At 39.3% G+C, this 22,993-nt stretch carries 23 protein-coding genes; 8 read left to right on the top strand and 15 right to left on the bottom strand.

What is annotated here, in order from left to right:
- Positions 1-34: 34 nt before the first annotated feature.
- On the bottom strand, positions 35-904 hold the full coding sequence (locus ACMAZF_RS12910) for a prolyl hydroxylase family protein (RefSeq protein WP_435274211.1): 870 nt from the start codon (positions 902-904) through the stop codon (positions 35-37).
- Between the two features lie 1,008 nt (positions 905-1,912).
- Here ACMAZF_RS12910 and ACMAZF_RS12915 point away from each other — a divergent pair.
- Entirely contained in the window at positions 1,913-2,683 is a 771-nt protein-coding gene (locus ACMAZF_RS12915; protein ID WP_435274212.1) for a substrate-binding periplasmic protein, read from the top strand.
- On the opposite strand, the gene ACMAZF_RS12920 is transcribed toward ACMAZF_RS12915, so the two are convergent.
- Positions 2,658-4,265 carry a SulP family inorganic anion transporter gene (locus tag ACMAZF_RS12920; protein WP_435274213.1) on the bottom strand — a complete coding sequence of 536 codons (1,608 nt, stop codon included), beginning with the start codon at positions 4,263-4,265 and terminating at the stop codon, positions 2,658-2,660. The two genes, ACMAZF_RS12915 and ACMAZF_RS12920, sit on opposite strands and share 26 nt — an antisense overlap.
- A gap of 182 nt (positions 4,266-4,447) precedes the next feature.
- Between ACMAZF_RS12920 and ACMAZF_RS12925 the strand changes: the two genes are divergently transcribed.
- Positions 4,448-5,017, top strand: coding sequence for a lytic transglycosylase domain-containing protein (locus tag ACMAZF_RS12925; protein ID WP_435274214.1), 570 nt, complete (start codon positions 4,448-4,450; stop codon positions 5,015-5,017).
- Positions 5,018-5,252: 235 nt separating this feature from the next.
- Here ACMAZF_RS12925 and ACMAZF_RS12930 read toward each other — a convergent pair whose 3' ends face one another.
- The 5 genes from ACMAZF_RS12930 to ACMAZF_RS12950 form a co-directional block, all read right to left on the bottom strand.
- Complete coding sequence (locus ACMAZF_RS12930; protein ID WP_435274215.1) at positions 5,253-7,328, bottom strand: TonB-dependent receptor plug domain-containing protein; 2,076 nt, start codon at positions 7,326-7,328, stop codon at positions 5,253-5,255.
- 102 nt (positions 7,329-7,430) lie between these two features.
- The gene (locus ACMAZF_RS12935) at positions 7,431-8,477 is read right to left on the bottom strand and encodes a hypothetical protein (protein ID WP_435274216.1); all 1,047 of its coding nucleotides are present in this window, start codon (positions 8,475-8,477) and stop codon (positions 7,431-7,433) included.
- Between the two features lie 147 nt (positions 8,478-8,624).
- Positions 8,625-9,320, bottom strand: a complete 696-nt coding sequence (locus tag ACMAZF_RS12940) for a substrate-binding periplasmic protein (protein WP_435274217.1) — start codon at positions 9,318-9,320, stop codon at positions 8,625-8,627.
- Positions 9,321-9,526: 206 nt separating this feature from the next.
- Positions 9,527-9,790: an ATP-binding protein gene (locus tag ACMAZF_RS12945; RefSeq protein ID WP_435274218.1), complete on the bottom strand. Its 264-nt coding sequence runs from the start codon at positions 9,788-9,790 to the stop codon at positions 9,527-9,529.
- A gap of 613 nt (positions 9,791-10,403) precedes the next feature.
- A complete protein-coding gene (locus ACMAZF_RS12950) occupies positions 10,404-10,874 on the bottom strand; it encodes a GNAT family N-acetyltransferase (RefSeq protein ID WP_435274219.1) in 471 nt (156 codons plus the stop codon).
- Positions 10,875-11,119: 245 nt separating this feature from the next.
- Here ACMAZF_RS12950 and ACMAZF_RS12955 point away from each other — a divergent pair, with 245 nt between their 5' ends.
- The 4 genes from ACMAZF_RS12955 to ACMAZF_RS12970 all read left to right on the top strand — a co-directional run bounded on the left by ACMAZF_RS12955 (position 11,120) and on the right by ACMAZF_RS12970 (position 16,927).
- Complete coding sequence (locus tag ACMAZF_RS12955; RefSeq protein WP_435274220.1) at positions 11,120-12,358, top strand: NupC/NupG family nucleoside CNT transporter; 1,239 nt, start codon at positions 11,120-11,122, stop codon at positions 12,356-12,358.
- A 246-nt stretch (positions 12,359-12,604) separates the two neighbouring features.
- The gene (locus ACMAZF_RS12960; protein WP_435274221.1) at positions 12,605-16,003 is read left to right on the top strand and encodes an EAL domain-containing protein; all 3,399 of its coding nucleotides are present in this window, start codon (positions 12,605-12,607) and stop codon (positions 16,001-16,003) included.
- Positions 16,004-16,007: 4 nt separating this feature from the next.
- A complete protein-coding gene (locus ACMAZF_RS12965) occupies positions 16,008-16,199 on the top strand; it encodes a hypothetical protein (protein ID WP_435274222.1) in 192 nt (63 codons plus the stop codon).
- 11 nt (positions 16,200-16,210) lie between these two features.
- The gene (locus ACMAZF_RS12970) at positions 16,211-16,927 is read left to right on the top strand and encodes a paraquat-inducible protein A (RefSeq protein WP_435274223.1); all 717 of its coding nucleotides are present in this window, start codon (positions 16,211-16,213) and stop codon (positions 16,925-16,927) included.
- Positions 16,928-16,937: 10 nt separating this feature from the next.
- On the opposite strand, the gene maiA is transcribed toward ACMAZF_RS12970, so the two are convergent.
- The gene (gene maiA / locus ACMAZF_RS12975) at positions 16,938-17,591 is read right to left on the bottom strand and encodes a maleylacetoacetate isomerase (protein ID WP_435274224.1); all 654 of its coding nucleotides are present in this window, start codon (positions 17,589-17,591) and stop codon (positions 16,938-16,940) included.
- Positions 17,592-17,594: 3 nt separating this feature from the next.
- Positions 17,595-19,166 carry a transcriptional regulator TyrR gene (gene tyrR, locus ACMAZF_RS12980; RefSeq protein ID WP_435274225.1) on the bottom strand — a complete coding sequence of 524 codons (1,572 nt, stop codon included), beginning with the start codon at positions 19,164-19,166 and terminating at the stop codon, positions 17,595-17,597.
- Between the two features lie 250 nt (positions 19,167-19,416).
- Here tyrR and ACMAZF_RS12985 point away from each other — a divergent pair, with 250 nt between their 5' ends.
- Complete coding sequence (locus tag ACMAZF_RS12985) at positions 19,417-19,761, top strand: hypothetical protein (protein ID WP_435274226.1); 345 nt, start codon at positions 19,417-19,419, stop codon at positions 19,759-19,761.
- Positions 19,762-19,816: 55 nt separating this feature from the next.
- Positions 19,817-20,176, top strand: coding sequence for a hypothetical protein (locus ACMAZF_RS12990; protein WP_435274227.1), 360 nt, complete (start codon positions 19,817-19,819; stop codon positions 20,174-20,176).
- 30 nt (positions 20,177-20,206) lie between these two features.
- Here ACMAZF_RS12990 and ACMAZF_RS12995 read toward each other — a convergent pair whose 3' ends face one another.
- The 6 genes from ACMAZF_RS12995 to ACMAZF_RS13020 all read right to left on the bottom strand — a co-directional run bounded on the left by ACMAZF_RS12995 (position 20,207) and on the right by ACMAZF_RS13020 (position 22,822).
- A complete protein-coding gene (locus tag ACMAZF_RS12995) occupies positions 20,207-20,605 on the bottom strand; it encodes a hypothetical protein (RefSeq protein ID WP_435274228.1) in 399 nt (132 codons plus the stop codon).
- Positions 20,602-21,207 (bottom strand): RHS repeat-associated core domain-containing protein, encoded by a 606-nt coding sequence (locus tag ACMAZF_RS13000; protein ID WP_435274229.1) that lies wholly within the window; start codon positions 21,205-21,207, stop codon positions 20,602-20,604. The genes ACMAZF_RS12995 and ACMAZF_RS13000 overlap by 4 nt, the downstream gene beginning before the upstream one ends.
- Before the next feature lie 57 nt (positions 21,208-21,264).
- Positions 21,265-21,726 carry a type II toxin-antitoxin system YhaV family toxin gene (locus ACMAZF_RS13005; protein WP_435274230.1) on the bottom strand — a complete coding sequence of 154 codons (462 nt, stop codon included), beginning with the start codon at positions 21,724-21,726 and terminating at the stop codon, positions 21,265-21,267.
- Positions 21,726-22,055 (bottom strand): type II toxin-antitoxin system PrlF family antitoxin, encoded by a 330-nt coding sequence (locus tag ACMAZF_RS13010; protein ID WP_435274231.1) that lies wholly within the window; start codon positions 22,053-22,055, stop codon positions 21,726-21,728. The genes ACMAZF_RS13005 and ACMAZF_RS13010 overlap by 1 nt, the downstream gene beginning before the upstream one ends.
- Positions 22,056-22,146: 91 nt before the next feature.
- On the bottom strand, positions 22,147-22,455 hold the full coding sequence (locus ACMAZF_RS13015) for a helix-turn-helix domain-containing protein (protein WP_435274232.1): 309 nt from the start codon (positions 22,453-22,455) through the stop codon (positions 22,147-22,149).
- Positions 22,448-22,822 (bottom strand): type II toxin-antitoxin system RelE/ParE family toxin, encoded by a 375-nt coding sequence (locus tag ACMAZF_RS13020; protein ID WP_435274233.1) that lies wholly within the window; start codon positions 22,820-22,822, stop codon positions 22,448-22,450. The genes ACMAZF_RS13015 and ACMAZF_RS13020 overlap by 8 nt, the downstream gene beginning before the upstream one ends.
- Between the last annotated feature and the right edge of the window lie 171 nt (positions 22,823-22,993).

The raw sequence follows: 22,993 nt of genomic DNA on the forward strand, positions 1-22,993 counted from the left end.
GTTTGAACTCACCTATTTTAAATAGGTGAGTTATTTAACACTTAGATCCCGCAAACATTTCTCCTTCGCCTTTCGCTCTAAACCATTTAGTAATAATAATTTTTTCACCTTCTTCCACTGGCATACCATGATGTATTGTATGTGGGTTTGGAAAGCCATTTTCATCCAAATTATTCCATATTACCGCCTGTCCGGCCTTTGGATAGAATGTATGGCGTAGATCGACAAACTTAGTGCCGCCGCCTTTAGGCGTATCTTGTAAATAAATCATGAATGTCCATGTCCGTTGGCCTTCACGTTGGGCAAATTGGAGATATTCATTGGTATGAGGTTCAAAATAATCAGTATGGGCTTTAAATTGTTGACCAACTTGATATCGTTGCGCTTGAATACCTTCTGAATGTGATCTGTTTATACCAAGTGCAGCAGCGATCTTCTGATCAATCTGGGCTATAAACTCATTATCAAGAAGCGATAAATCACAAGTTGAACTCGTTCTGAAGGCATCATCGCCATTGAATTGCGTCACTGTTGACGGACGTAAATTATCACCAATGATCGTCAGTAACTTTTCACACTCATCTGCCGACAAAAAATCATCCCATTGAAAGAGCTGGATCAGTGAATTATCAAAAGGCGTGATCTGAGGCTTTGGGGAATTCACCACCGAGATATTTGCCAACGCATTATAATCAGCGCCATCGTGCCGATCAGCGAGCTCTTGCTTCACTGTCTGTTTTTTCTTGATTGGATTTAGGAAATGCTGTGGAGCTATCGCTTTATCAACTTGTTGTTGGCTAAAACCCTCTTTAAATAATATCTCCCGAAGTTCAATTTTGTCACACCCCCGCGCGAGGTTATCGTCTATCCAAGTATGCCAAGCGGCGTCTAACACCTTTGTCATTACACCCTCTCACAATCGATCAATTATCTACAGACAATAGCAAGATTAGAGAGAAAACTAAATCTAAAATATGACCTTAATGGCTGAATTTTAACAACTGTTTCAACGTTAAAGAGGGCATTCCGATTGCCGCAACCTGTGCTAACAAGAGCTGGGCTGTTGTTAAAGCATCGCCGAGGGCATTATGCGCATCGCTACTGGGTAAGCCATAACGATCAGCGCTATTATTTAAGCGTAGCAATTGCTTATCAAAGTGCTCACCTTGACGCTAGCGGCTTCTATTTGCAAAGTATCGATGACACTAAAAGGCAAATTATGGTGGTAAATTTTCTTCGCAGCCTGACGAAAAAATGCGACATCCAATGACACATGGTGTCCCACGATGACTCGGCCTTTTAAGGCGCTCAATAAGATGTCTAATCCTTCTTCAAGTCAATTTTATGATGACACTATTTGGCTATTTATACCAATTGCATTAAGTAAGTGATCTTGTTGTGCGTAGAGAAAATCAGCTAAAACAAGGCGCTCGATTGACTAATAGCTGGCTATTAGGATTGAGAGCAACGCCATTTTAGTTAATTTTAACAAGTACAAGTGGGCAAATATTTAATGCAATTGGTATAAGCACCCACATCCCTGTGGGCGAGGCATGAGGATTGATGCTGGGTTTACCCCAGTGAATGACGAATAACGCGGCACAAAATACTTTTAGGTGAATCTTATGGACAGCATTTGTTTGTTATTTCTACGGCGTTTTCGCCTATTCGTGTATTGCTACGGGGATGTAGCTCATTAGGATAATGCAGGAGCTATTATCGAGCCAGCTACACAACATAGGCTCTGCCTTGAAGAAACCTCAAACAAATTGCTGCAAAAATAAACTCAAAAGATCAACCGACCCTAGTCTACCTTTTCACTGACTCTACGACGCCTATTGTGTGAATAATCATTGGCATTGATTAATGATTACGCTAACTTAGCATTAAGTGGATAAATGGGAGGTAACTAATGAAACGGTGTTTTCTTACTAACTTTACTGCATTTCTTTTTACAATTTCTTTTTGCTTTGCTAGCAGCGGTGTCTTGGCTGCCAATGAGCCTGAAATTATCATCATGACAGAAATGAATCCTGTCAAGCAAAGTCGTCATCCGATGTATAAAAACGGCTTAGATATCATTAAACACTCAAAATTAGATTATAAGATTCGTTCGATGCCTTGGAATCGAGCATATCACTCAGCAAAAACCACCGCCAATGCCGTCATATTCCCGATTTATAAAATCCCGAATAGAAAAAACGATTTTCACTGGGTATGCCCCATAGCCTCATCTCGCAATATGTATCTCTTTCGATTAGCATCACGTCAAGATTTACATATCAATAGGTTCGCGCAAACAACAGGTAAGGTTATCGGTGTTGTAAAAGAGAGCATGCTGCATCAATACATTTTGAAACATCAGCAAAAAAGCAACTTCAGTTTAGATTCAACAGTCTATGACGCAACAAATATCGAGAAGTTACTCAATGGCCGGCTAGATTATATTGCACAATCACAAGAGCAATTCATTGAGTACTTTAAAAGAAATAACTTATCGCATCATCTTGTTAAAAAAGAACTACTAATATATGACCACACGCTTTATCCGATGTGTATGGCCATTTCAAAAGGAACGGCGCAAGAAACAGTCGATAAGATTAGCGCATCACATCATGCGTTATTTGGTCATAATGACTTTTCGCCGCAACCCATTATTAATGGTTTCGAAAATTGTCATTAACATAACGTAGTGCTTGTTCTCGTGTAGTAAAGATATGCTTTGAATCGATTTTATCCAGTAACTTTAACTTATTAAAATCTTGAATTACTCGGTCGCAAACACCACTGAGTAACACTTTTTGACCTTGCTGCTCTGAATCGATGATTATTTCTTCAATCGCAATAGTACTGGTAATACCTACAAAGCGAGCGCGACTAAAGTTAATTAACAATATTTGGTGCTCACTGTCAGACACACATTGCTTTAAGCCACGTGCCACGCCGAAGCCAATAGGGCCAGAGATATCAAGTAAGGTTGCTGTTTTCTCTACGCTGGTCACCAGCTCTTTCTCTGTGACCGATAAGCTATTATCGGCAGCAGTTAGAAGATTCAAGTTATCCAACTGAATTTCAGATAAGCGTCGAATCGTCACCAAGTTCGCCACAAACACACCAATTAATACAGCGGTAACAAGATCAAAAACGACCGACATAACCATGGTAGATAACATTAATCCGGCGCTAAATAACGGGACTTGATGTAGCCGTTTTAAGAAACGCCAATCAATGATGTTTAATCCAACATTCATTAAGATTGCAGCTAAAACCACCGATGGGATAAATGCCGTATATTCCCCGCCCCAATTAACAATCAATAAAATAAACGCCGCATGGAGCATGCCTGATAAAGGGGTTGTGCCACCTGCACGTAAATTACTGACCGTTCTCATTGTTGCACCACCACCGGGCAGTGCGCCAAATAATCCTGCGATTGTATTACCGATACCTTGACCAACTAGCTCCTGATCAGAATCATGAAAGTCTTTAGTAATACTATCAACTGTTAAGGAGGTCATGAGAGAGTCTAACGTTGAAAGCGTAGCGATCAACAATGCAGATTTAATCATTTCACCAGCTAATTCAGTATTCCAAACGGGCCATGAAAACGACGGAAGGCCACTCGTTATAGCACCAACGACAGGAATATTTACATCTGATATTAGAAAGTAACTCGTTGCCAATACAAGAGCTGCGATACTACCTGGTACATATTTGTTTAATGCAGCAGGCCAAAAATAGACCAATGCCAAACACATTAATCCCATCGCAATATTAGCGTGATTAAACACGGTAGCTTGTTCAAACAACTGACTAATTGGCACGCCGAATAACGGCTCAACTTGCGACAGTAATATTAAAACCCCAATACCAGAAGTAAATCCAGAGATGACAGGATAAGAAACTAAGGTAAAATATTTACCAAGTTTTAATAATCCAAAAGCAATCTGAAACAAGCCAGCTAAGCTCACAACAGTAAATGCGGCAACTAACCCATTATCTGGCGATTGTGCAACAAAACTTGTTAGAATGGCCGCCATCGCAACCGTTAATCCCGTATTAGGGCCTGAGACTTGCACATTGGTGCCGCCAAATAGTGAGGCAAAAAAACCTGTGATAATGGCACAATAAATACCCGCACTTGCACCAGCACCAGAGGTAATACCAAATGCAAGTGCAAACGGCAGTGCAACGATGGTTGAAGTGAGCGCGCCAAACACATCACCTTTGATGGTGTGTTTATTAAAATGGGATAAACGAAGCATTGTTGCCTTTTATGAACGATGAAGAGGAGTGAACGATTGGCACTAATGATAATAAATTATCAGTGACATTTCTTGTTCAATCGTGAAAACTAAGAAAGGCCTCGCAGAAATATTGCGAGATTAGATCAAAATAACCAAAAAGAGTGTAATCATTGTCGATTTCTAATATCACTTACGGACTAATGACTATAGTGTTTATGGCCAGTACGACGTCTACTGAGCAAGTATATAAATATCGCCGTGCTGACGGTACGGTCGTATTTAGTGACCTAAAACCTAAAGTGGACAATTTTCAAACACTAAAATTTGATTGTTATGCCTGTAGCACCAATTCATTAGTTAATTGGACAAAGACGCCTCTGCATAAAAAATACCAAGCGATAGTCAATACGGCAGCGCAAAAATATAACGTTGATAGCGCACTAATTAGCGCGGTTATTCATGCAGAATCAGCGTTTAACCCACATGCTGTCTCTAAAGTAGGCGCGCAAGGGTTGATGCAACTTATGCCGGAAACCGCTAATTATTTAGGGGTGAAGAATCCTTTTGATGTATCTGAAAACATCCATGGCGGCGCTCACTATTTGCAAAAAATGCTCAATAAATTCAATGGTGATATAAGCCTTGCAACGGCAGCATACAACTCAGGTCCTTCTACTGTTGCTAGATACAAAGGGATTCCTCCCTATAAGGAAACTAAAGCTTATGTTAAACGTGTTGCCATTTTATATAAACGATATCAAATGCTTTGAAGCCGATCTACATGCCTATTTCTAGATAAAAAAAGAGGAGCCATTAGGCTCCTCTTCATTTACATCATCAACTTATACCAATTGCATTAAGTAAGTGATCTTGTTGTGCGTAGAGAAAATCAGCTAAAACAAGGCGCTCGATTGACTAATAGCTGGCTATTAGGATTGAGAGCAACGCCATTTTAGTTAATTTTAACAAGTACAAGTGGGCAAATATTTAATGCAATTAATGGTATTAGAAAGTACCCCAAATTGATAATTTGTATTCTGGCTCTCTGCGGCGGTTAGACACTTCATATCCGTTATATTCACCATTGCGATCACCCTCATAAAACTCTCGAGTACGCGTGTATTTGGCAACATTGACACTGTTAACTTCAAGCTGAACTTTATAGTTATCAAAATAGGTTGTTTCAACAAATATTAGGCCACGATGATTACCTTCAAAACTTGTAATCTCATCAACACGATAAGCGGTATCTTCAAATTCACTCCAGTATCTAAAGCCCCACGCAAATTTATGCTCTACCATGTCTTGACGGAAACTCACATTGACTTCATGAGGGACATCACCACTTGTTGGACGATGACGGCCAATAATCTTATCGTAAAACTCTGAGTCTTCGTGCTCATAAGACACTTCTAACAAGCCATTATCAAGAAATCCATCGGTTGGTAAATTTAGCGACACATCTACGCCCCACAATTTAGACGTTCCCGCATTACCAAGGCCTTGTCCGCCATTTTCCAAGATGATCTCTTCAAGTTGGTCATCACGCCATTTATGCATTGCTTCTATTTTAAAGCTGCCTTTTTCGCTAAAGTTCCAATCATAGGTAAATGATAAATCGCTACTTTGTTCTGGTTTTAATTTTGAATTGCCAGAAACATTACGATCTTCTTCAGCAGAATTACTGGCAGCAAAATCTGAAAAATTAAGTTGCCCAACAGAGTGCTCAGCTTTAACCACCAAGTTCATATCGTTATTGAGTTTATAATTCGCAGACAAACGTGGCTTAATAAAGTCAAATTTTTGCTTATTTTCACTATCACCTTCGACTTCAATTTGTGAAAACTCCGCGGTCAATCCACCGTCAATTGTTAGCTTTTCGCTATAGGAATAAACAAAACTAGCGAAGACTTCCGCGCGATTTTCAGTCACTTGGATTGTCGCATTGGATAATTCTGCCGCTTGGTTATTTTCAATATATACCTGTTTGGTATTAAGATAATTTCGAGCGACTTCAACGCCAAACTCTGGTTTAAACGTGCTGCTTCCCGTATAACCATAGGTGTTTCGAACAATATATTCACTTTCATAGCTATCACTCTGATACACGCTATTATTCGTAGTGATATCTCGCTCGTTAGTCTTTGAAATGCTCTTATTCTTGCGATCTTCGATCTTCCCTAATGCTAAACTATGCCACTTCCAATCATCACGTTTTTGTACCCAATCGACACCGAATTCACCGGTTCTAAAACGATTGACTTGCTCTAATTCCCACACATAATCCGGCTCGTTTTCGCCGATTTCTCGCAATTTATAATAGTTACGCGATAAATCATTGATCCATTTATCACTGCCTAATCGACCATTTAGGGTTAATTTACCAAGCTCAAAATCTCGAGAAATCTGTCCATTGGTAAATGAAAAACGCCCCAAATTTTCACGCTCTTCATAAGCTGACTCTTGAAGTGTATTATCTTTATCATAACTATTGATAACGGCTTTTCTAAAATTGGGGCCATAACCAATATCAATATCGGCAACCGCTTCCCATTCACCTAAATTCGTATTGATAGCCGCTTCAATATTTGGTTTTGGATCGCCAAAAGGTGCTCGGCGAAATTTGAGTGCCCAGGTGCCAGATGTTATATCAGTGCGTTTAATAACATTTGCCACAACAGACTGACCTGCGGCATCGCCAGCGCTTACGCCGCCACGAATGATTTCAATGCGCTCGACTTGCTCTGCTGGAATACGTTGTAGTGCACCAACCAAACCACCAGATTTAGAGGTAGGGCGGGCACCATCGATTAAAACGTTACCGGCATTGCCACCAAAACCACGAGCATTATCCCCACGGTCAAAGCTAAAACCAGGGAGACGAACTATCATGTCGAACGCGTTTTGCGGCTGATATTGACTGAAGAATGAAGCAGGATAATTAGAATGATTTTGTGCTGACTTTGCCTTTGCTTGGGCAACTTCTTGTGCTAGCGTAGAAAGTGGAAAGGCTAGCGTAAAAACACTCAAACATCCGGTTAAAAGAATCTTTTTAGATGAAAAAACTGAAGAATTTATCATGATAGTTATTTAATTATGATCACTTAAGAATGTGACTACATTGTAACGTAAATTAATGTTAATTCTGCGGTTAAACTGTGTCTAAATATTTCGCTTTAAAATTTAATTAGATGGCTTAGGCTGATTGATACCCACTGAACGACACGGCTCTACTTTATAACTATAACCATATGCGGCGCTGTCATCCGGAGTGATGATTAACATTTCATAATCGTTTATTTCAACCACTCTGGCAGGTTCGTCAAATTGGCAACGGGAAAAACTATCGGCTTCAAGTACGTAGATAAAATAATTGAGACTAGCGAGTACAACATTGCGGTAGCTGTAATAAATTGACATTTGTTGCTCTTGATCACCGGTATTCAACCGAATGCCAAACGCGCTATCGCCTAATTCACTCGATAGGCTAGCGACTTCACTTGTCTCATTAACAGTTTGTTCAGACGACGCTTCTTTGCCATCCTCTTGTGCTATTTTAGCTTGCTTTTGTTCCTGCACAACGCCATCTAATACACCATTGAGCTGCTTACTAATATCAACAAAGTTCTTTTCATTTAGTGCTATCAACTGCACCAGGAGTACCAAAGAAAGTCCCATACGGATCAGGGTTGTTAGCACTGGGAATTTAGATTGACTAAGAAATTTAACTGCTCGCACACCAAAAGGCCTTAGCAGAAGAATCGCAAAAATATAAAATGGCGATAAAACTTGCAAAAACAATAATGCAAGAAACGTAAATCCAATAATCCATACTGGCAAGTACATTAAAATAACTAAGTTATGGGTATATGGAAGGTGCTCTGCGGCGATCCCTGAAACATCATTAACAATAGATGCGGCACTAACCAGCGCGAGATTTGCCACTATTGCATAAAAAAACAACAAGCATGACTTTCCTAATAACGAATGCCAGATCCGAGTGAATCTTGGCCAAAATTCTAATCCTAGCGCAAGCAAGGTAAAAATACAGACTAACGGCCAATTAGGATCAGGAAAACACAGTAAAATTAACGTCAAACCATAAAGTTTTTGCGGCGTATTTAACTGGCTAACCCCCGACCATAAACGATTATGGATAGTTGTTAGCCATCCAATAAGCGACTGAGCCAGAGATTTCGGCTGCTTAAGCAGATTGGCTAAACGCTCCATGAATTATTTTCCCTTTCCTAATGATGAGAACTACTTTATGTAATGCTCGTCAAATTTCTTGTTATGACGACGATATATCTGACGAATCGTATCGTTATTCGTCAATGTATCAAGTGATTGATTAAGTTTAACTGCTAGCTGAGTCTGTTAGGCCAACTTGCTGTGCTTAGACACTAAAATAGACATTGCAAGGCTATTAGTATTAGACAACGGAAAGTTGATAAACTGGTGTTTAAAATCTAGCTTGTTTGCCGCTGACTGAAATGCATCAGTACTGGCGACAACCGTGTCAAGTCGTCCTTTATCGAGCATCTTAGCTAACACGCTATAACTAGCAACATCAGTTTTTGACACTTGATGCTCGGTAAAAACATCGGTTAACCTTTGCCCCCAGTTTGCGCCGCGTAACATGCCAATACGTTTTTGGCTAAAAGACGATGGTGAACCTGATATTTGTTGATTTTTTGTCGCGGGAACAAATAAGTTTGCACATCCCCAGCCAATTGGCAGCGCAAGATAATCGGCATATACTTCACATTCTTGACGCTTAAACAACCCAATGACAGCATCAAGGCGACCGATTTCTAATGATTTGAGTAAGCGCTTTATCGGCATTGGCTGAAGTTTGACATCAAAATTAACTTCAGACGCAGTTGCTCGCATGATATCTGGCAGTGCACCAACATACTTCCCTTCGTCCACTCTTTTAATCGAACTCATAAAACCAACATTCACTATTTGTTTCTTAGTGCCTGTTATTGGTTCAGATTGCAAAGTATTAGAGAAAATAACACTGACGATAGCTAGCACGCTATATGTAAATAAACGATTAAATTTTTCCATGCGGCCCCTTAAATAAACAGCCTAACAACCTTTTTCTAGTGCGTTATTTTGGCAAGACAGGCTTCCAATGCCTAACGGCCAACATACCACTAAGAAAAATGGCTTACTACTAATGGACAAAGATTATCAAACTCTACAGGCCTGAGGCAACCTAAGTTTCTGATTTTTTCAGGAGCAATTAATTAGGGTCTGTAGTTCTTTGCGGCCTATCTATTTTCTTCAGCCTTACTGCTGATAGGCAAAGATATGGCCACTTGTAACCCACTAATCTGACCGTCTTGGTATAAATTACTGATGGTCAGTTTACCAGCATGAGCTATCACAATATCATTACACAGCGCTAGCCCTAAGCCACTTCCTTGATGTTTTGTCGTATAGAAAGGTAATAATGCCTGTTGTAATTGTTGCTCCGACATACCTTGCCCGCCATCGATTACTATTAGGCTCTGCCTTGTAGAAACCCCAAACAAATGCTGTCCGTAGGATTCACCTAAAAGTATTTTGCGCGGCGTTATTCGTCATTCACTGGGGTAAACCCAGCATCAATCCTCATGCCTCGCCCACAGGGATGTGGGTGCTTATGTTCTGTCTGGAACAGTGAACATGTGCCCAAAACCCTTTTAGATTGAACAAAATATAAAAGAATCGGCCGCAAGCGACCGAGTTTCAAAAGAGCCCCAGCTGATTACCAAAATTCTCTTTCTTGCCTAAATCAATTAGCTGGTTTTGCAAATCTTGACGAATTATTTCTTCGGTGGCATTGCCAACCGTTTCCACAAAGTAACTTTGATACCAATTGCATTAAATATTTGCCCACTTGTACTTGTTAAAATTAACTAAAATGGCGTTGCTCTCAATCCTAATAGCCAGCTATTAGTCAATCGAGCGCCTTGTTTTAGCTGATTTTCTCTACGCACAACAAGATCACTTACTTAATGCAATTGGTATAAAGTGAATTTACGCCAAGACAAGAAAAAAAAACGCGCCAACCTTTTAAGTCGTTATTATACAGTAAGTTAAGAGTTTTAAAGGAGTAAAGCCCACTGTCCGAACACACGTCGAACAGCGGCGAACAGCGATTACTTAGCTAGCGGTAGCAATCATCTCAATATGGGGAATGTCATCTTCGAGGTACATGTCAGAGGCCTTCACAAAACCAAACTGATTGTAAAACTTTTCAAGCGGCTCTTGTGCTGATATTTTTATCGCTGCGTTAGGCCACATTGATTGAGCAAGTTCAACCGACCGTGACATAAGATCATAACCAACGTTTGTGCCTCGACAAGATTTATCAACGATGACTCGGCCAATGCTCGCATAATTATCGTAACTTACGCCAGGCGCCAATACACGCGTATAAGCCACTAATTCCTCACCTTTATAACCAAGTACATGATGAGTTTGAGGGACTAAATCTTTACCATCAATTTCTTGGTAATAGCACGTTTGCTCCACCACAAAAACAGCCACTCGTAGCTGCAATAACTGATACAATTGCGCGGTCGTTAATTTGTCGAAAGGTAATACTTGCCAATCGATTGTTTGTGAAGACATAAAAATCCTTATACAAAAGCATGAACGTCTCGTGAGTAATCTGTGATGCTATTCAAGGATTCATTATTTAATCCTGAGTTTGTCACATTTCCACGACATAAGAGGCTACTATAGCCAACATTGATATTTAAACACACTTTTTGTGTGTGTTGACGTAAAATAATATTTTTTAGTTGTCAAGACAATAACTTACATGCATTATCACGCGTAAAATTAATAATAATTAAAAGCATAGGAAATTTTAAATGAATGTACTTATGGGCATAGTCGGTATTATTACCTTAATCACTATCGCCATTTTAATGTCGGAAAACCGTAGAGCAATTAACATTCGAACTGTTGTTGTTGCCTTTTTGCTGCAAGCAGGATTAGGCGCATTTGTTCTTTACGTACCAGCAGGTCAAAGTATTCTAGAAGGTATTTCTAGTGCTGTTCAATCTATTATTGATAGTGCCCAAGAGGGATTAAATTTCTTATTCGGCGGTTTGGTCGGACCGAAGATGTTTGAAGTATTCGGTGATGGTGGATTCGTTTTCGCACTGCGTGTACTTCCAATTATCATATTCTTCTCTTCATTTATTGCTGTGCTTTATTACCTTGGTGTCATGCAAAAAGTTATCACCGTGTTAGGTGGGTTATTGCAAAAAGCGATGGGAACAAGCCGAACAGAGTCTTTATCTGCAACCGCCAATGTATTTGTAGGCCAGACAGAAGCACCTTTAGTTGTTCGTCCTTATATTAAAGGAATGACTCGTTCAGAATTATTCGCGGTAATGGTAGGTGGCTTAGCGTCTGTTGCTGGTTCAGTATTAGCGGGATACGCCAGTTTAGGTATCGAACTAAAATATCTTGTGGCGGCATCCTTTATGGCCGCTCCTGGTGGTTTGTTAATGGCAAAACTGATGGTGCCAGAAACACAGACGCCAACGAATGCATCAGACGAAGATGAAGAAGGTAACGAAAAGCCTGCAAATGTCATTGAAGCGGCGGCCAATGGTGCAAGTTCAGGGATGCAGTTAGCACTAAATGTTGGTGCGATGTTATTAGCATTCATCGGTTTAATCGCGGTAATGAATGGTTTGGTTGGCTACATAGCCTCATTAGCTGGATATGACGGCATCACTATTCAACTCATTTTAGGCTATATATTCTCACCACTTGCATTTTTAATTGGTGTGCCTTGGCATGAAGCAGTACAAGCAGGTAGCTTTATAGGTCAAAAACTCGTTGTTAATGAGTTCGTTGCTTATATTGATTTTATCAATATCAAGGACACGTTATCTCCGCATACTCAGGCAATAGTCACCTTTGCATTATGTGGTTTTGCTAACCTGTCTTCAATCGCTATCCTTTTAGGTGGTATTGGCGCGATGGCACCGTCACGACGCACTGAAATTGCAAAACTAGGCTTAAAAGCAGTTGCTGCAGGTAGCTTATCTAACTTAATGAGTGCAACGATTGCGGGCTTATTTTTATCCTTCTAATTTAGTACGACGGCGCTGTATATAACCAGCGCCGCCATTCCTATCACATAATGACTACCAGTTGTTTCTCACAAAAAGATTGATTAAATTAACGTTATATAAGATATTGTCTTCTCAATAAAATATGACGTGTAAGCCATACTGATTAGACGCAATATTTACTTTTTTCATTGTCACTGCAAACTTTATAAGCGAAAGTCGCTTTAACCACTAAGCTTGTGTGGCCACCTAAAGATATATGGATATATGAGCAAGAATTTAACGAAAGTTAAAATTATCGGCGCCTTCGTTTGTTTTCTGGTGTTATTTTTTGCTATTAACTTCTGGTCTGATATTTCTCAGAAAATTCTCAATCGCCAAAAGAGTTCATTGACGCAAGAGCTCACAATAGCCAATGCCATTCAAATTGAAAACTTACTTAATGACGCGACTAATTCTGAAAAAATTATTCAATCAGCGTTAAAAAATAACCCAGAAAACGTATCAGAGCTGTCTGCCCTAGCAAATTCAGTCGTTGAGAACTTCCCTGAAATAAACCAAGTTCGTTTTTCGCCCAATAATATTACCTCGCATGTATTCCCTGAGCGTTTCAAAAATCAATATCTTGGCAAAGTTATTGTCGCACCTATCAACCGACAAAATCGTGAACTGTCATATACTACTTTTTTATCGCCGCCGCAGATTATTAATGGCGACTATATTGTAAAAAGTCACATGCCCGTTTCAGTCGAAGAAACGCATTGGGGCTACATTACCTATCACATTAATCTGTCAACATTGTTCAAAAAGATCAAACTCAATCAACTAGACGCGACTCAATATAGTTACCAAGTAATTCACCAAGGTACCTATAATAAGTCAACGGTATTAGCAGAATCATCAACCCCTTTGCATCAAGATTATTATTCTGCGGCGATACGGGTTCCTAATAATGCTTGGTATTTAAAGTTGAGTGCCAATGCAACGACTGACAATCCATTATTCATTATTAATTTAATATTTAGCTTTATGTTGGCGTCAGTTTTCACATTAATTGGATTCTTGGGCATTTCAGAGCCATCGCGTTTACGTAATAGTATGAAGCGTTTACTTGAACGATTCGAGTACCAACAGCTCATCTTAAATCAAGTTCTCGATAACGTTTCCGATGAAGTCTACATTTCTGATCGCAATGGCAAAGTTTATTTAAATAGCAGTAATGCGACTGAAAATTACCATATTCCGTCGAACATTATTTTAGAGAATAATAACCAACGACTCACCGAAAACTATTTATACGAAATAGATAATAAAACACCAATAGTGCAAACTGATCATCCATTTAATCGCGCGTTATTTAATAATGAAACAGTGATTAAACAGGTGATGATTACACCACCAGATCAACCGAGCTATGGATTAGAATTACGAAGCCAACCAATCTTTGACGCGTTGTATAACAAAGTTGGTGCATTGTGTATCGGTCAGCGTCGAGAAGTTGTTCAAGATTCAGCAACGCCTAATACAAGTCGCAATGTCATATTGGATATGTTGGCGCACGACAAACCCTTAAAGTCTGTTTTTGAACATATCATCAATGAAACCCAATCTAACCTTGATGATGTTCACGCTGCGATTACCCTAATCAATCCTAAAACACAGAAAATTAGCGATGTTATTAGTAAAGATTTGCCATCATTCTATGTCGACTCACTGATTGGCCTGAATGTCGAAGATCGTGTCATGTCTAATTGCAGCGCGATTTATCATGATAAGCTGACCATTGTTGAAGATATTGAAGTACACCCATTTTGGGTGGACTATAAAGAACTAGCACGCCAAGCTAAATTCCGCTCATGTTGGTCTCAGCCAATTCATGATCCCCACAATAATGTGCTCGGCACGCTTGATTTGTACAGCGCCAGCGTCAATCAAACTGCGCCAGCGGATATTATGGTACTAAAAGAAGCAGCCATATTGTGCTCACTCACGCTTGAACGGCATCGAGACAGCCATCGCTTACAAAAAATGTCTCTTGCGGTGCAGCACAGTAGCAATGCCGTTATTATTACCGATGACGCGGGTATTATTGAATATATCAATCCTCATTACACCAAGGTCAGTGGCTATGCGCCAGTCGAAAAACTAGGCACTTTAATTCCTATATTCGATCATAATGTCACTCCTAGTCACATTGTTAATGACATTAATCAACACTTATCAGTTAACAATAAATGGCAAGGAGAACTCAAAGGACAAACTAAAAAACGAGGTGATTATTGGGCAATGGTGAGCGTGACGCCTATTTTGTCAGAAGACAGAAAGATTAATCATTTAGTGTTTGTACTTGAAGACATCACTCAAATTAATCAAAACGTTAATCGAATTGATTATCACAATTCACATGATCCCCTCACCAACTTATACAATCGTCAGGCGTTTGATCACCGTTTGCAGTTTTTGTTTACACGTGCGCAAGAAGATATTCGAACACACAGTCTTTGCGCCATTAATATCGATCAATATAACTACCTAGATCAAGAATATGGTTATCAAGCGAGCGACGAATTACTGCGACAAGTGAGTCAAATTCTCAGCCAACAATTACGCCGTAGAGATACCCTAGCCCGTTTAGGTAGCGATCAATTTGTAGTCTTAATGGAAGATTGCGATAGCGCCAGTGCGATGGGGACAGCTAAAGAGCTGACTGCACGTATGAATGGATTTAAATTTGATTGGGCAAACCAAACCGTTGATATTTCATTAAGTGTGGGTATTAGTGAGGTAACCAGCCAAAGTGAATCTCCAGTACAGGTTTGTCGCCAAGCTGATATGGCATGTAATAAAGTCAAAACACTGCCAAAACAAACCGTACTTATTTATCAAGAAAGCGGCAACGACATGCCATTAAGTGGCGATATTTTTTGGGCAGAGCAAATACAAATCGCATTAAATGAACAACAGTTTTTACTTTATGTTCAGCCTATCGTTGCTATCAACCAAACTGTTTCACAGCGCTTTGAAGTCTTATTGCGCCTGCGAGACAGTCAAGGAAATTTAGTTAATCCAGATATATTCTTGCCCGCTGCTGCTCGATATAACTTGAGCCTATCCATTGATAAATGGGTGATAGAGCAAACTTTAGTGTGGTGTCAAAGTAATCGCGATATGATGAATGATATTGAAAAAATATCTATTAACCTAAGCGCTGATGCATTGACCGATGAATCTTTTACTTACTATCTCATTGAGCTTTCGGCCCTTCACCCTGATCTATTTAAGCAGCTAATGTTTGAATTTAGTGAATATCATTTACTGAGTAACTTGGCGCATAGCAAGCGATTTATAGAAGCGCTATTGCACACAGGCTGCGAATTTATTATTGATAACTTTGGCCGAGGCCTATCTTCCTTTACTCATTTACGAGAATTAGCAATCAGTAACATCAAGATTGATGGCCAATTAATCAAGTCATTGATTAACGACCCAATCGCTGGCGCAACCTTACAATCTATCTTACATTTAAGTGAGGCATTGGCTATTGATATTGTGGCCACAAACGTTGAAAATGATGACATTGCAAATAAACTGCGTGACTATAATATTCACTACGCGCAAGGCTATTTGCTTGGAGAGCCCTTCCTACTGACAACCATGAGAAAATAACAATATGTCAAAATTCCTCGCTGTAATCGCCATCGTATTATTCTTAGGTGCCTGTGCAAGCCAGTCATCGACTGCCAATGATACAACGTCAATAAGTAACGATTGTCAAAAGATGGCAGCAAAGATTAAATCATCAAATACAGTCAGCACAACCAAATCAACACTCACTGCCTATTACAATAAACATTGCAAGTAATAGTCTCCTAAGTGAATAAATTTAACGCCAAACAATGGGTTCTCAATGCTTTATGGCTTGTTACTGCCATATTACTAATCATTGGGTTAACTCAGCCGATGTTTACCTTTACCCATTTCTATTTTTTCGATGACACATTTTCTCTCGTCGACGCTATTTTCCATTTGGCTGCACAAGGTGAGTACATTCTCTTTGGGCTATTGTTTTTATTTAGTTTAGTCATGCCTGTCGTGAAAATGCTTATGCTGCTCTATAGCGTTAATGCAGGGCAATTACTTACCAATACACAGCGCATGCGACTGGATAAAATTGCAAAATTAGGTAAATGGTCAATGCTTGATGTTTATGTCATCGCAATCCTCGCAGTGACAATCAAACTTAGCCTTATCGCGTCTGTGACCATTCATTATGGTCTTGTGGCGTTTGCACTATCAGTGACGTTAAGCATGGCTTTACCATGGATGATAGCGGCCCTTTATCACGTAAAAGCTACGTTAGTTATCGATGACTCGAAGGCTATCGATTGGAAGAGTGAGTACGCATTACAAGCGAATAGTGATGTGGTTAATGCGCTGCAAATCGGTCAATCTGTTGTTATCAGTCATCAACACAATAATAATCGACTAATAGATGTCTATGACGAGCATGGCCTGTGGCAAATTAAAGCTCAAACAACCCAAGTAAATAACGGCTTACAACTACACCCTATCGCAAGCCGCCATCACTAATTTAGCCCTTTTAGGTCGCGTCAGTTTGATTCTCAGGCAGTGCCTGTGCAAAAGCAGGGACTGCTAAACAACGCTGCTCAATCGCAGCAATTGTCGGATACTTATCAAGCGATAACCCAAATCGATGTGCATTATATAGCTGAGGAATTAGGCAAACATCCACAAGGCTAAGTTCATTGCCAACACAATATTGTCCAGCACACTTTGCTAGTTTTTTCTCAAGCGCACTAAAGCCTGTCGTCATCCAGTGACGCATCCATTGTGCTTTATCATCCGCCTCAAACGATGCTATATCGCCCAAATGCTGGATGACTCTAAGATTATTAAGGGGATGAATATCACAACAGATATCTTGCGCTAATGCTCTGATGTGAGCGCGTTCCACAGGGTTATCCCCCGTTAGTTTACCTTCACCAAAAACCTCGTCTAAATACTCCATAATTGCCATTGATTGACTAATAACAACGGGCTCGTAACGCGTGTTATCTTCTAACGTTGGCACTAAGTGACTCGGGTTTAGCGCGTCATACTCATCACTATGTTGTTCACCACCGTTTTTCACTAAATGAACACTTTTATGTTCATGGGTCAGTGCAAGTAAATTTAAAACAATTCGTACTCGATACGCAGCACTAGAGCGCCAATAGCCATGTAAAATCAACATAAATTATGAGTCCTTGTTGTTTAAAGTGTTTTTATTAATGCCAAAGTCACGCAATTTATTCGCGATTGCCGTATGTGACACGCCAAGTTTTTTGGCCAACAGGCGAGTACTCGGATAGGCGGGGTAGAGGCGCTTTAAAAGGTTAGCTTCAAATTGTTTGGTTGCTTGGTCCAGCGTACCTTCAAATTCACAATCGAAATAACCAAAATCTTTGCTATACGAAGGTAGTTCAAGCTCTGCAACATCAACTTCTAGTGTGTCTAACGATTGACTAACCCCGAGATAAATGGCGTTTTTTAACTGCCTAATGTTACCTGGCCAGCTATAATCTTGAATGTATTTTTTAGCCTCAATTGATAAGCGCTGTGCATTGCTGTTAAGTTTGAGCGCGTAATAGGCCAAGAAGGTTTCTGCTAGTGGAATAATATCCTGCTTACGCTGGAGCAGAGGCAATAGGTTTATCGATAGCACATTAATTCTATAATAGAGATCTTCTCTAAACTTGCCCGTTTGAATCAACTGACTCAAATCTTGTTGTGAGGCACATATAATTCGAATATCGACTGACACCTCTTCGCTACCACCAACTCGTCTGAATTTATTAGATTCAATTAAACGCACTAATTTAACTTGCATTAACGGGGTCATCTCAGCAATTTCATCAAAGAATAACGTCCCCCCTTGCGCTTGTTCAATTAAGCCTTGTTTTCCTTCTAGTCGATTAGTCACCGAATTTGGCGCATAACCGAATAATTCAGATTCTGCCACCTCATCAGGAATTGCAGCACAATTGATGGCAATAAATGGCTTATCTCGACGATGGCTATGTTCATGACACGCAAGAGCCAGTACTTCTTTTCCCGTACCCGTATCACCGGTAATGAGTAATGGCGCATTTAAAACTGCGTGTTGTTTGGCAATATCAATCACATCTTTCATGGCTGGCGAAAACGCCAATACGTTAGAAAAACTATTTTCTGGCGTTGATTTTAATGCGTTATATTGCTTGTCGATACGCTGCGATGACTTTAATAAGATGACTGCCCCGGTTAAAATTTTCTTATCATCAACATCAGGTAAATAGACCGGAATTATTTCAGCCAGATATTCGATGCGTTCTACGCTCACCCGCGCAGCTCGCGGGTTAACATCTGAGCTGCCAAGCCATTTAGTAAATGAAAAACCGGTTACCCAGTTATTAAGGGGTTGCATGGCGCTGCTAGATTCATCTTCATTGAGCAGTTTAAGCGCAGCATCATTTGAACGAGTAATATGCCCTTTTAAATCAATTGAGATAATAGGATCTGGTAGGTTTTTAAGTAATGTTAACAATCCATAATGTTCTTGTTCAGAAGGCATATGAGAGACACTACGTACATCATTAACACCGTCAATTTTACGAATAGACTGCATCAACTTTTGAAAGTCAGAGAATTCTATTTCAGGAAAATGGACATAAACACGACCAGTCTGATCGGCATCAATACCACGTAGATTAAGATTAAAGCTCGCTAGTAGCCCCAAGATTTCTTGAGCAATACCTAAGCGGTTTTCACAAAGCACTTCTAAACGCACGACATATTCTTCTATCAATCAAATAATGGAAAGTGTAAACCTTTCTTTACTGCCGATGCAAGAACAATCACGATTTGTTACAAAGTTAACGGGGTGCATATTACGCTCCTAAACAACCATTGCTCCGCAAACAAACCACTAAAAACCCAAATAAAAATGACCACAAGAACGCTTGGTAATAACCACTTTTGGCTCTTCAAATTAATCTAATATTGGGTAACAAGGCACGAACCTATTTGAAAGAGCAATAATGAAAAATCCACTTTGTTCAAAAGCAGTAAATATCGCTGGCAAATTGATGATTGAATTACCTGACCCAGTTATTGAAAAATTGGCTATTTCACCAGATGATTTTATTGAATTTGGCAACGCTAAAACTGTCAGTATTTGGAAGAGTGAAAATGTCGATGTCCCCACCGATGTTTTCGAGATATTAATCGATATATTTAAAACTGAAGATTATGTGTTTCAGTGGCTCAATAAAAAGCAAAAATACTTGTTAGGTAAAACACCGATCACACTACTTAATACATCAGCAGGTAAAGAAGAAGTTCTGGGGTTGATAGAACGACTAAAACGAGGCGATTTTTCTTAGATGTTATGTTGTTGATTTATTAGATGATGAGAATCTCAAAACTTAAGGGGCAAATATGAATATCCTTTTTCTTTGTAGAGCAAACCAACAGCGCAGTAAAACAGCACAAGAGCTATTCAGTGCTGCTGATAAAAGTAACCAATACAAATCAGCAGGTTTAAGTGCCAAGTATGTAGCAAAAGCAGGTTCAACACTTTGTACACCTGAATTACTTGAATGGGCTGACAAAATTTTTGTTTTTGAAACGACTCATATTGAGCGTATTCAAGAACATACTAGTGATAAATACTTAGCTAAAATTACAAACCTGCAAATCGAAGATAAATACCTATATTTTCAGAAAGAGTTTGTCTTATTGCTATTAGAGCGGTGTGATCTTTCCTTGTCCTTTGGCTTCAAAAGCAGCCAAAAATAAAGCCCCTTGCGGGGCTTTGGATTCAAAAGTTTAAAATGGTTTGGGTGTTTTATACATATAACGCTTGTCTATGTATAAAACTTCACTATCTATTGAGTTTGCTATGACCAGATAGGCTTTAACATAATCTTTGGTTTCATTATGACCGCCATAAACCATATATGCGATATGATCTTTTTCCAATTTAGGAGCTTGGCAATTCAAAGGTTCATCGTCTATCTCTGCAACTTCAGATACTAACTTAAGTTTTAGTGTTACCTTCAGTAACTCACTCATTTTAATACTTTTACTATCACCGAGACCCAAAGTTTCTCTTGCTTCAATTTCAATGTCTATTGGACAAAATTCCATAGCTTTAACCTCCAAACTCTTACATCCAATTAATATGAATAAAATAAGAAATCCTGCTATCGTTGATATTTTAATCATTTATCTAAATCCTTCTCTAGCGCTGGTAATGCAATTTCAGATGTGTTTTTTGCTTCCTGACCAGTTAAATGTTCAAAAGCGTTCCCAGCATAAGTATTAGAATTTTGCCCCCTAGGTTGGTAAGGAATTTTAGCTTGATTTACATCCTTATTAAAAGCCCCAACCGATTTTTGAACTTCTCCCATTGTTGCTTCAACAGTAACTGAAGATAAAGTTTCAGTTCCTGGTTGGTTGAAGTCTACATTAACAGAAGCTGGCGAATCATTGGCAACCAAATTCACGCCTTCATAACTGCTATCCATGATAGCACCAGATGCTCCACCTGGATATTCACCACTGGGGCCGCCTCGGGTTATTCTAGTTTCACCTGTTTCCGTATCTTTGTATTCTACAAAGGCATGCCCAAATTTTCCTACAATTGGTGCATTCCCGATTGGATATGCTTTTAATGCAATCACCGTGTCCATTCCATCGGGATCAACATATTTGTATGGATTATTATTAGCGTAAGCATAACGATTGAAATTGTGAACATTCTTAAACCCAACCGGATCATTCGAATAGAAACGACCTATGACTGGATCATAGTATCGTGCCTGCATATACAGTAATTGATCTTACGATCCACAGGCTTTGATCTAGGAATAGCTACAATAGATTTAAAGAGAACTAGAAGCTTTTAAAAGAGCGTCCCAATCTTCGGGAGGATGACCAGACTTTAACATTTTTTCGAATACTTTATAAGCATCTGATTTGCTTTCATAAGCACGCTTGCTATGTTCATCATTCACCCACGAATAAACGATGATTTTAGACTTTTGATGATAACGAAAGAATAAACGATATTGCTGAAAAAATTTCGCTCTAAACCAATGCTTATTACTGCTACCTAGTGTTTTACCTTGTCGGTAGTCTGATTTACTCGGATCTTGAGGAATAATTTCATAAGCAAGTTTGTGAATAGCGGCTAATCGTTTAGTGGCATTCTTCTTTTTATAACCGACTGGATCTTTTTCTTTTAACGCCACAACCTTGGCTTCAAGTGTGTGGTATTGGTCGAGAAATAATGGATGTGCATATAATGTCCATCCATTAACAATGACAGGAACATTATCTTGCACTATTCATCCTCGTCCAATAATGATTCATTCAAATCAATATCGACATCAACAACAAGAGATTCAACATGCGATTTCATACTCGCTGTCATCAACTGAATATTACCTGGTTGATTTCTCATATCATCAGCAAGGAACGATAAAAAACCATCAAGTACAGGATCATTATCAATAGGCTCTACCCGAGTTAATAACACACTACCATTAGCTTCAATCGTAAATTGTATTTTATCTCTTTTATTTAAATGTAAGGCCTTACGAACAACACTAGGCACAGTAGTTTGAAAGCGCTCTGTTAACGTTGATTCTGTTATTAATGTAGACCCTGACATATTGCACTCCGCTTAATGCTTTTAAATTATACACATGGTAATGCAAACGCATTACCATTACAACACGAATAAAGAATATAGCTATTAACATTTAATAAGCTAGCACTTCTAGCCCTTTATGTGCCACTAAGTTAAGCAACTTCAAAGCGGCTCCCCTTGGAGATTTATTACCTTGCTCCCAAGACCTAACAGTTGAAGGACTGGTATTTAAGTAGGCTGCAAAAACGCTTTGACTAACATGAACACCTTCACGAATAGCCTTGATATGCGCGGCATCATAATGCTCAACTTCAGGCAGACATAACACATCAAACTCACGCATTGTTTGGACATCCATTGCCCCTGCGTCAGTTAAGCCTTTGGCTGTGTCGTGCATGACATCTAAAATACTATTACTCATCACTTTTTACCTCGATTAATTCACCTGATTTAATTGCTTTATCAAGCTGTAGGTTTGAATAACCTAGTAACTCTTTAGCCATTAACTTTAGTGTTTTTAATTCCTTTGTACTGATATTCTCTCGTTGGTTCTTGGCAAAACCAAATATAAAGAATGATTTGTCAGCAACTTTGAAAGCGACAATGGTGCGGAGTCCACCACGTTTTCCGTGACCTTGAATAGCAGCGCGTTTTTTATAAACATTACCACCTAACTCACCGTCAACAAGACCATTCTCCATGTCTAATATCGCTTCTTGTAAGGCGCTGTCCGTCAAACCTTCTTTTTCAGCCCATTTACTGAACCACTTTGATTTAAAGATGTTCATTATTGTTCCTTCTTCATAACAAACTATAACACCAAGTATTACAGTTTTCACCTGTCATGTTCTGAGTTTAAGGCTTAGTTTACATTTCAATAACTTACTAAGCCTAAGATATTGTTAATATCAATTATTCATCTGTCTTTCCGCACCTAAAAAATTAATAAAAAAACCTTG

Origin of the sequence: Psychrobium sp. nBUS_13, from assembly GCF_051201665.1 — a bacterium.
Taxonomy (GTDB): Bacteria; Pseudomonadota; Gammaproteobacteria; order Enterobacterales; family Psychrobiaceae; genus Psychrobium.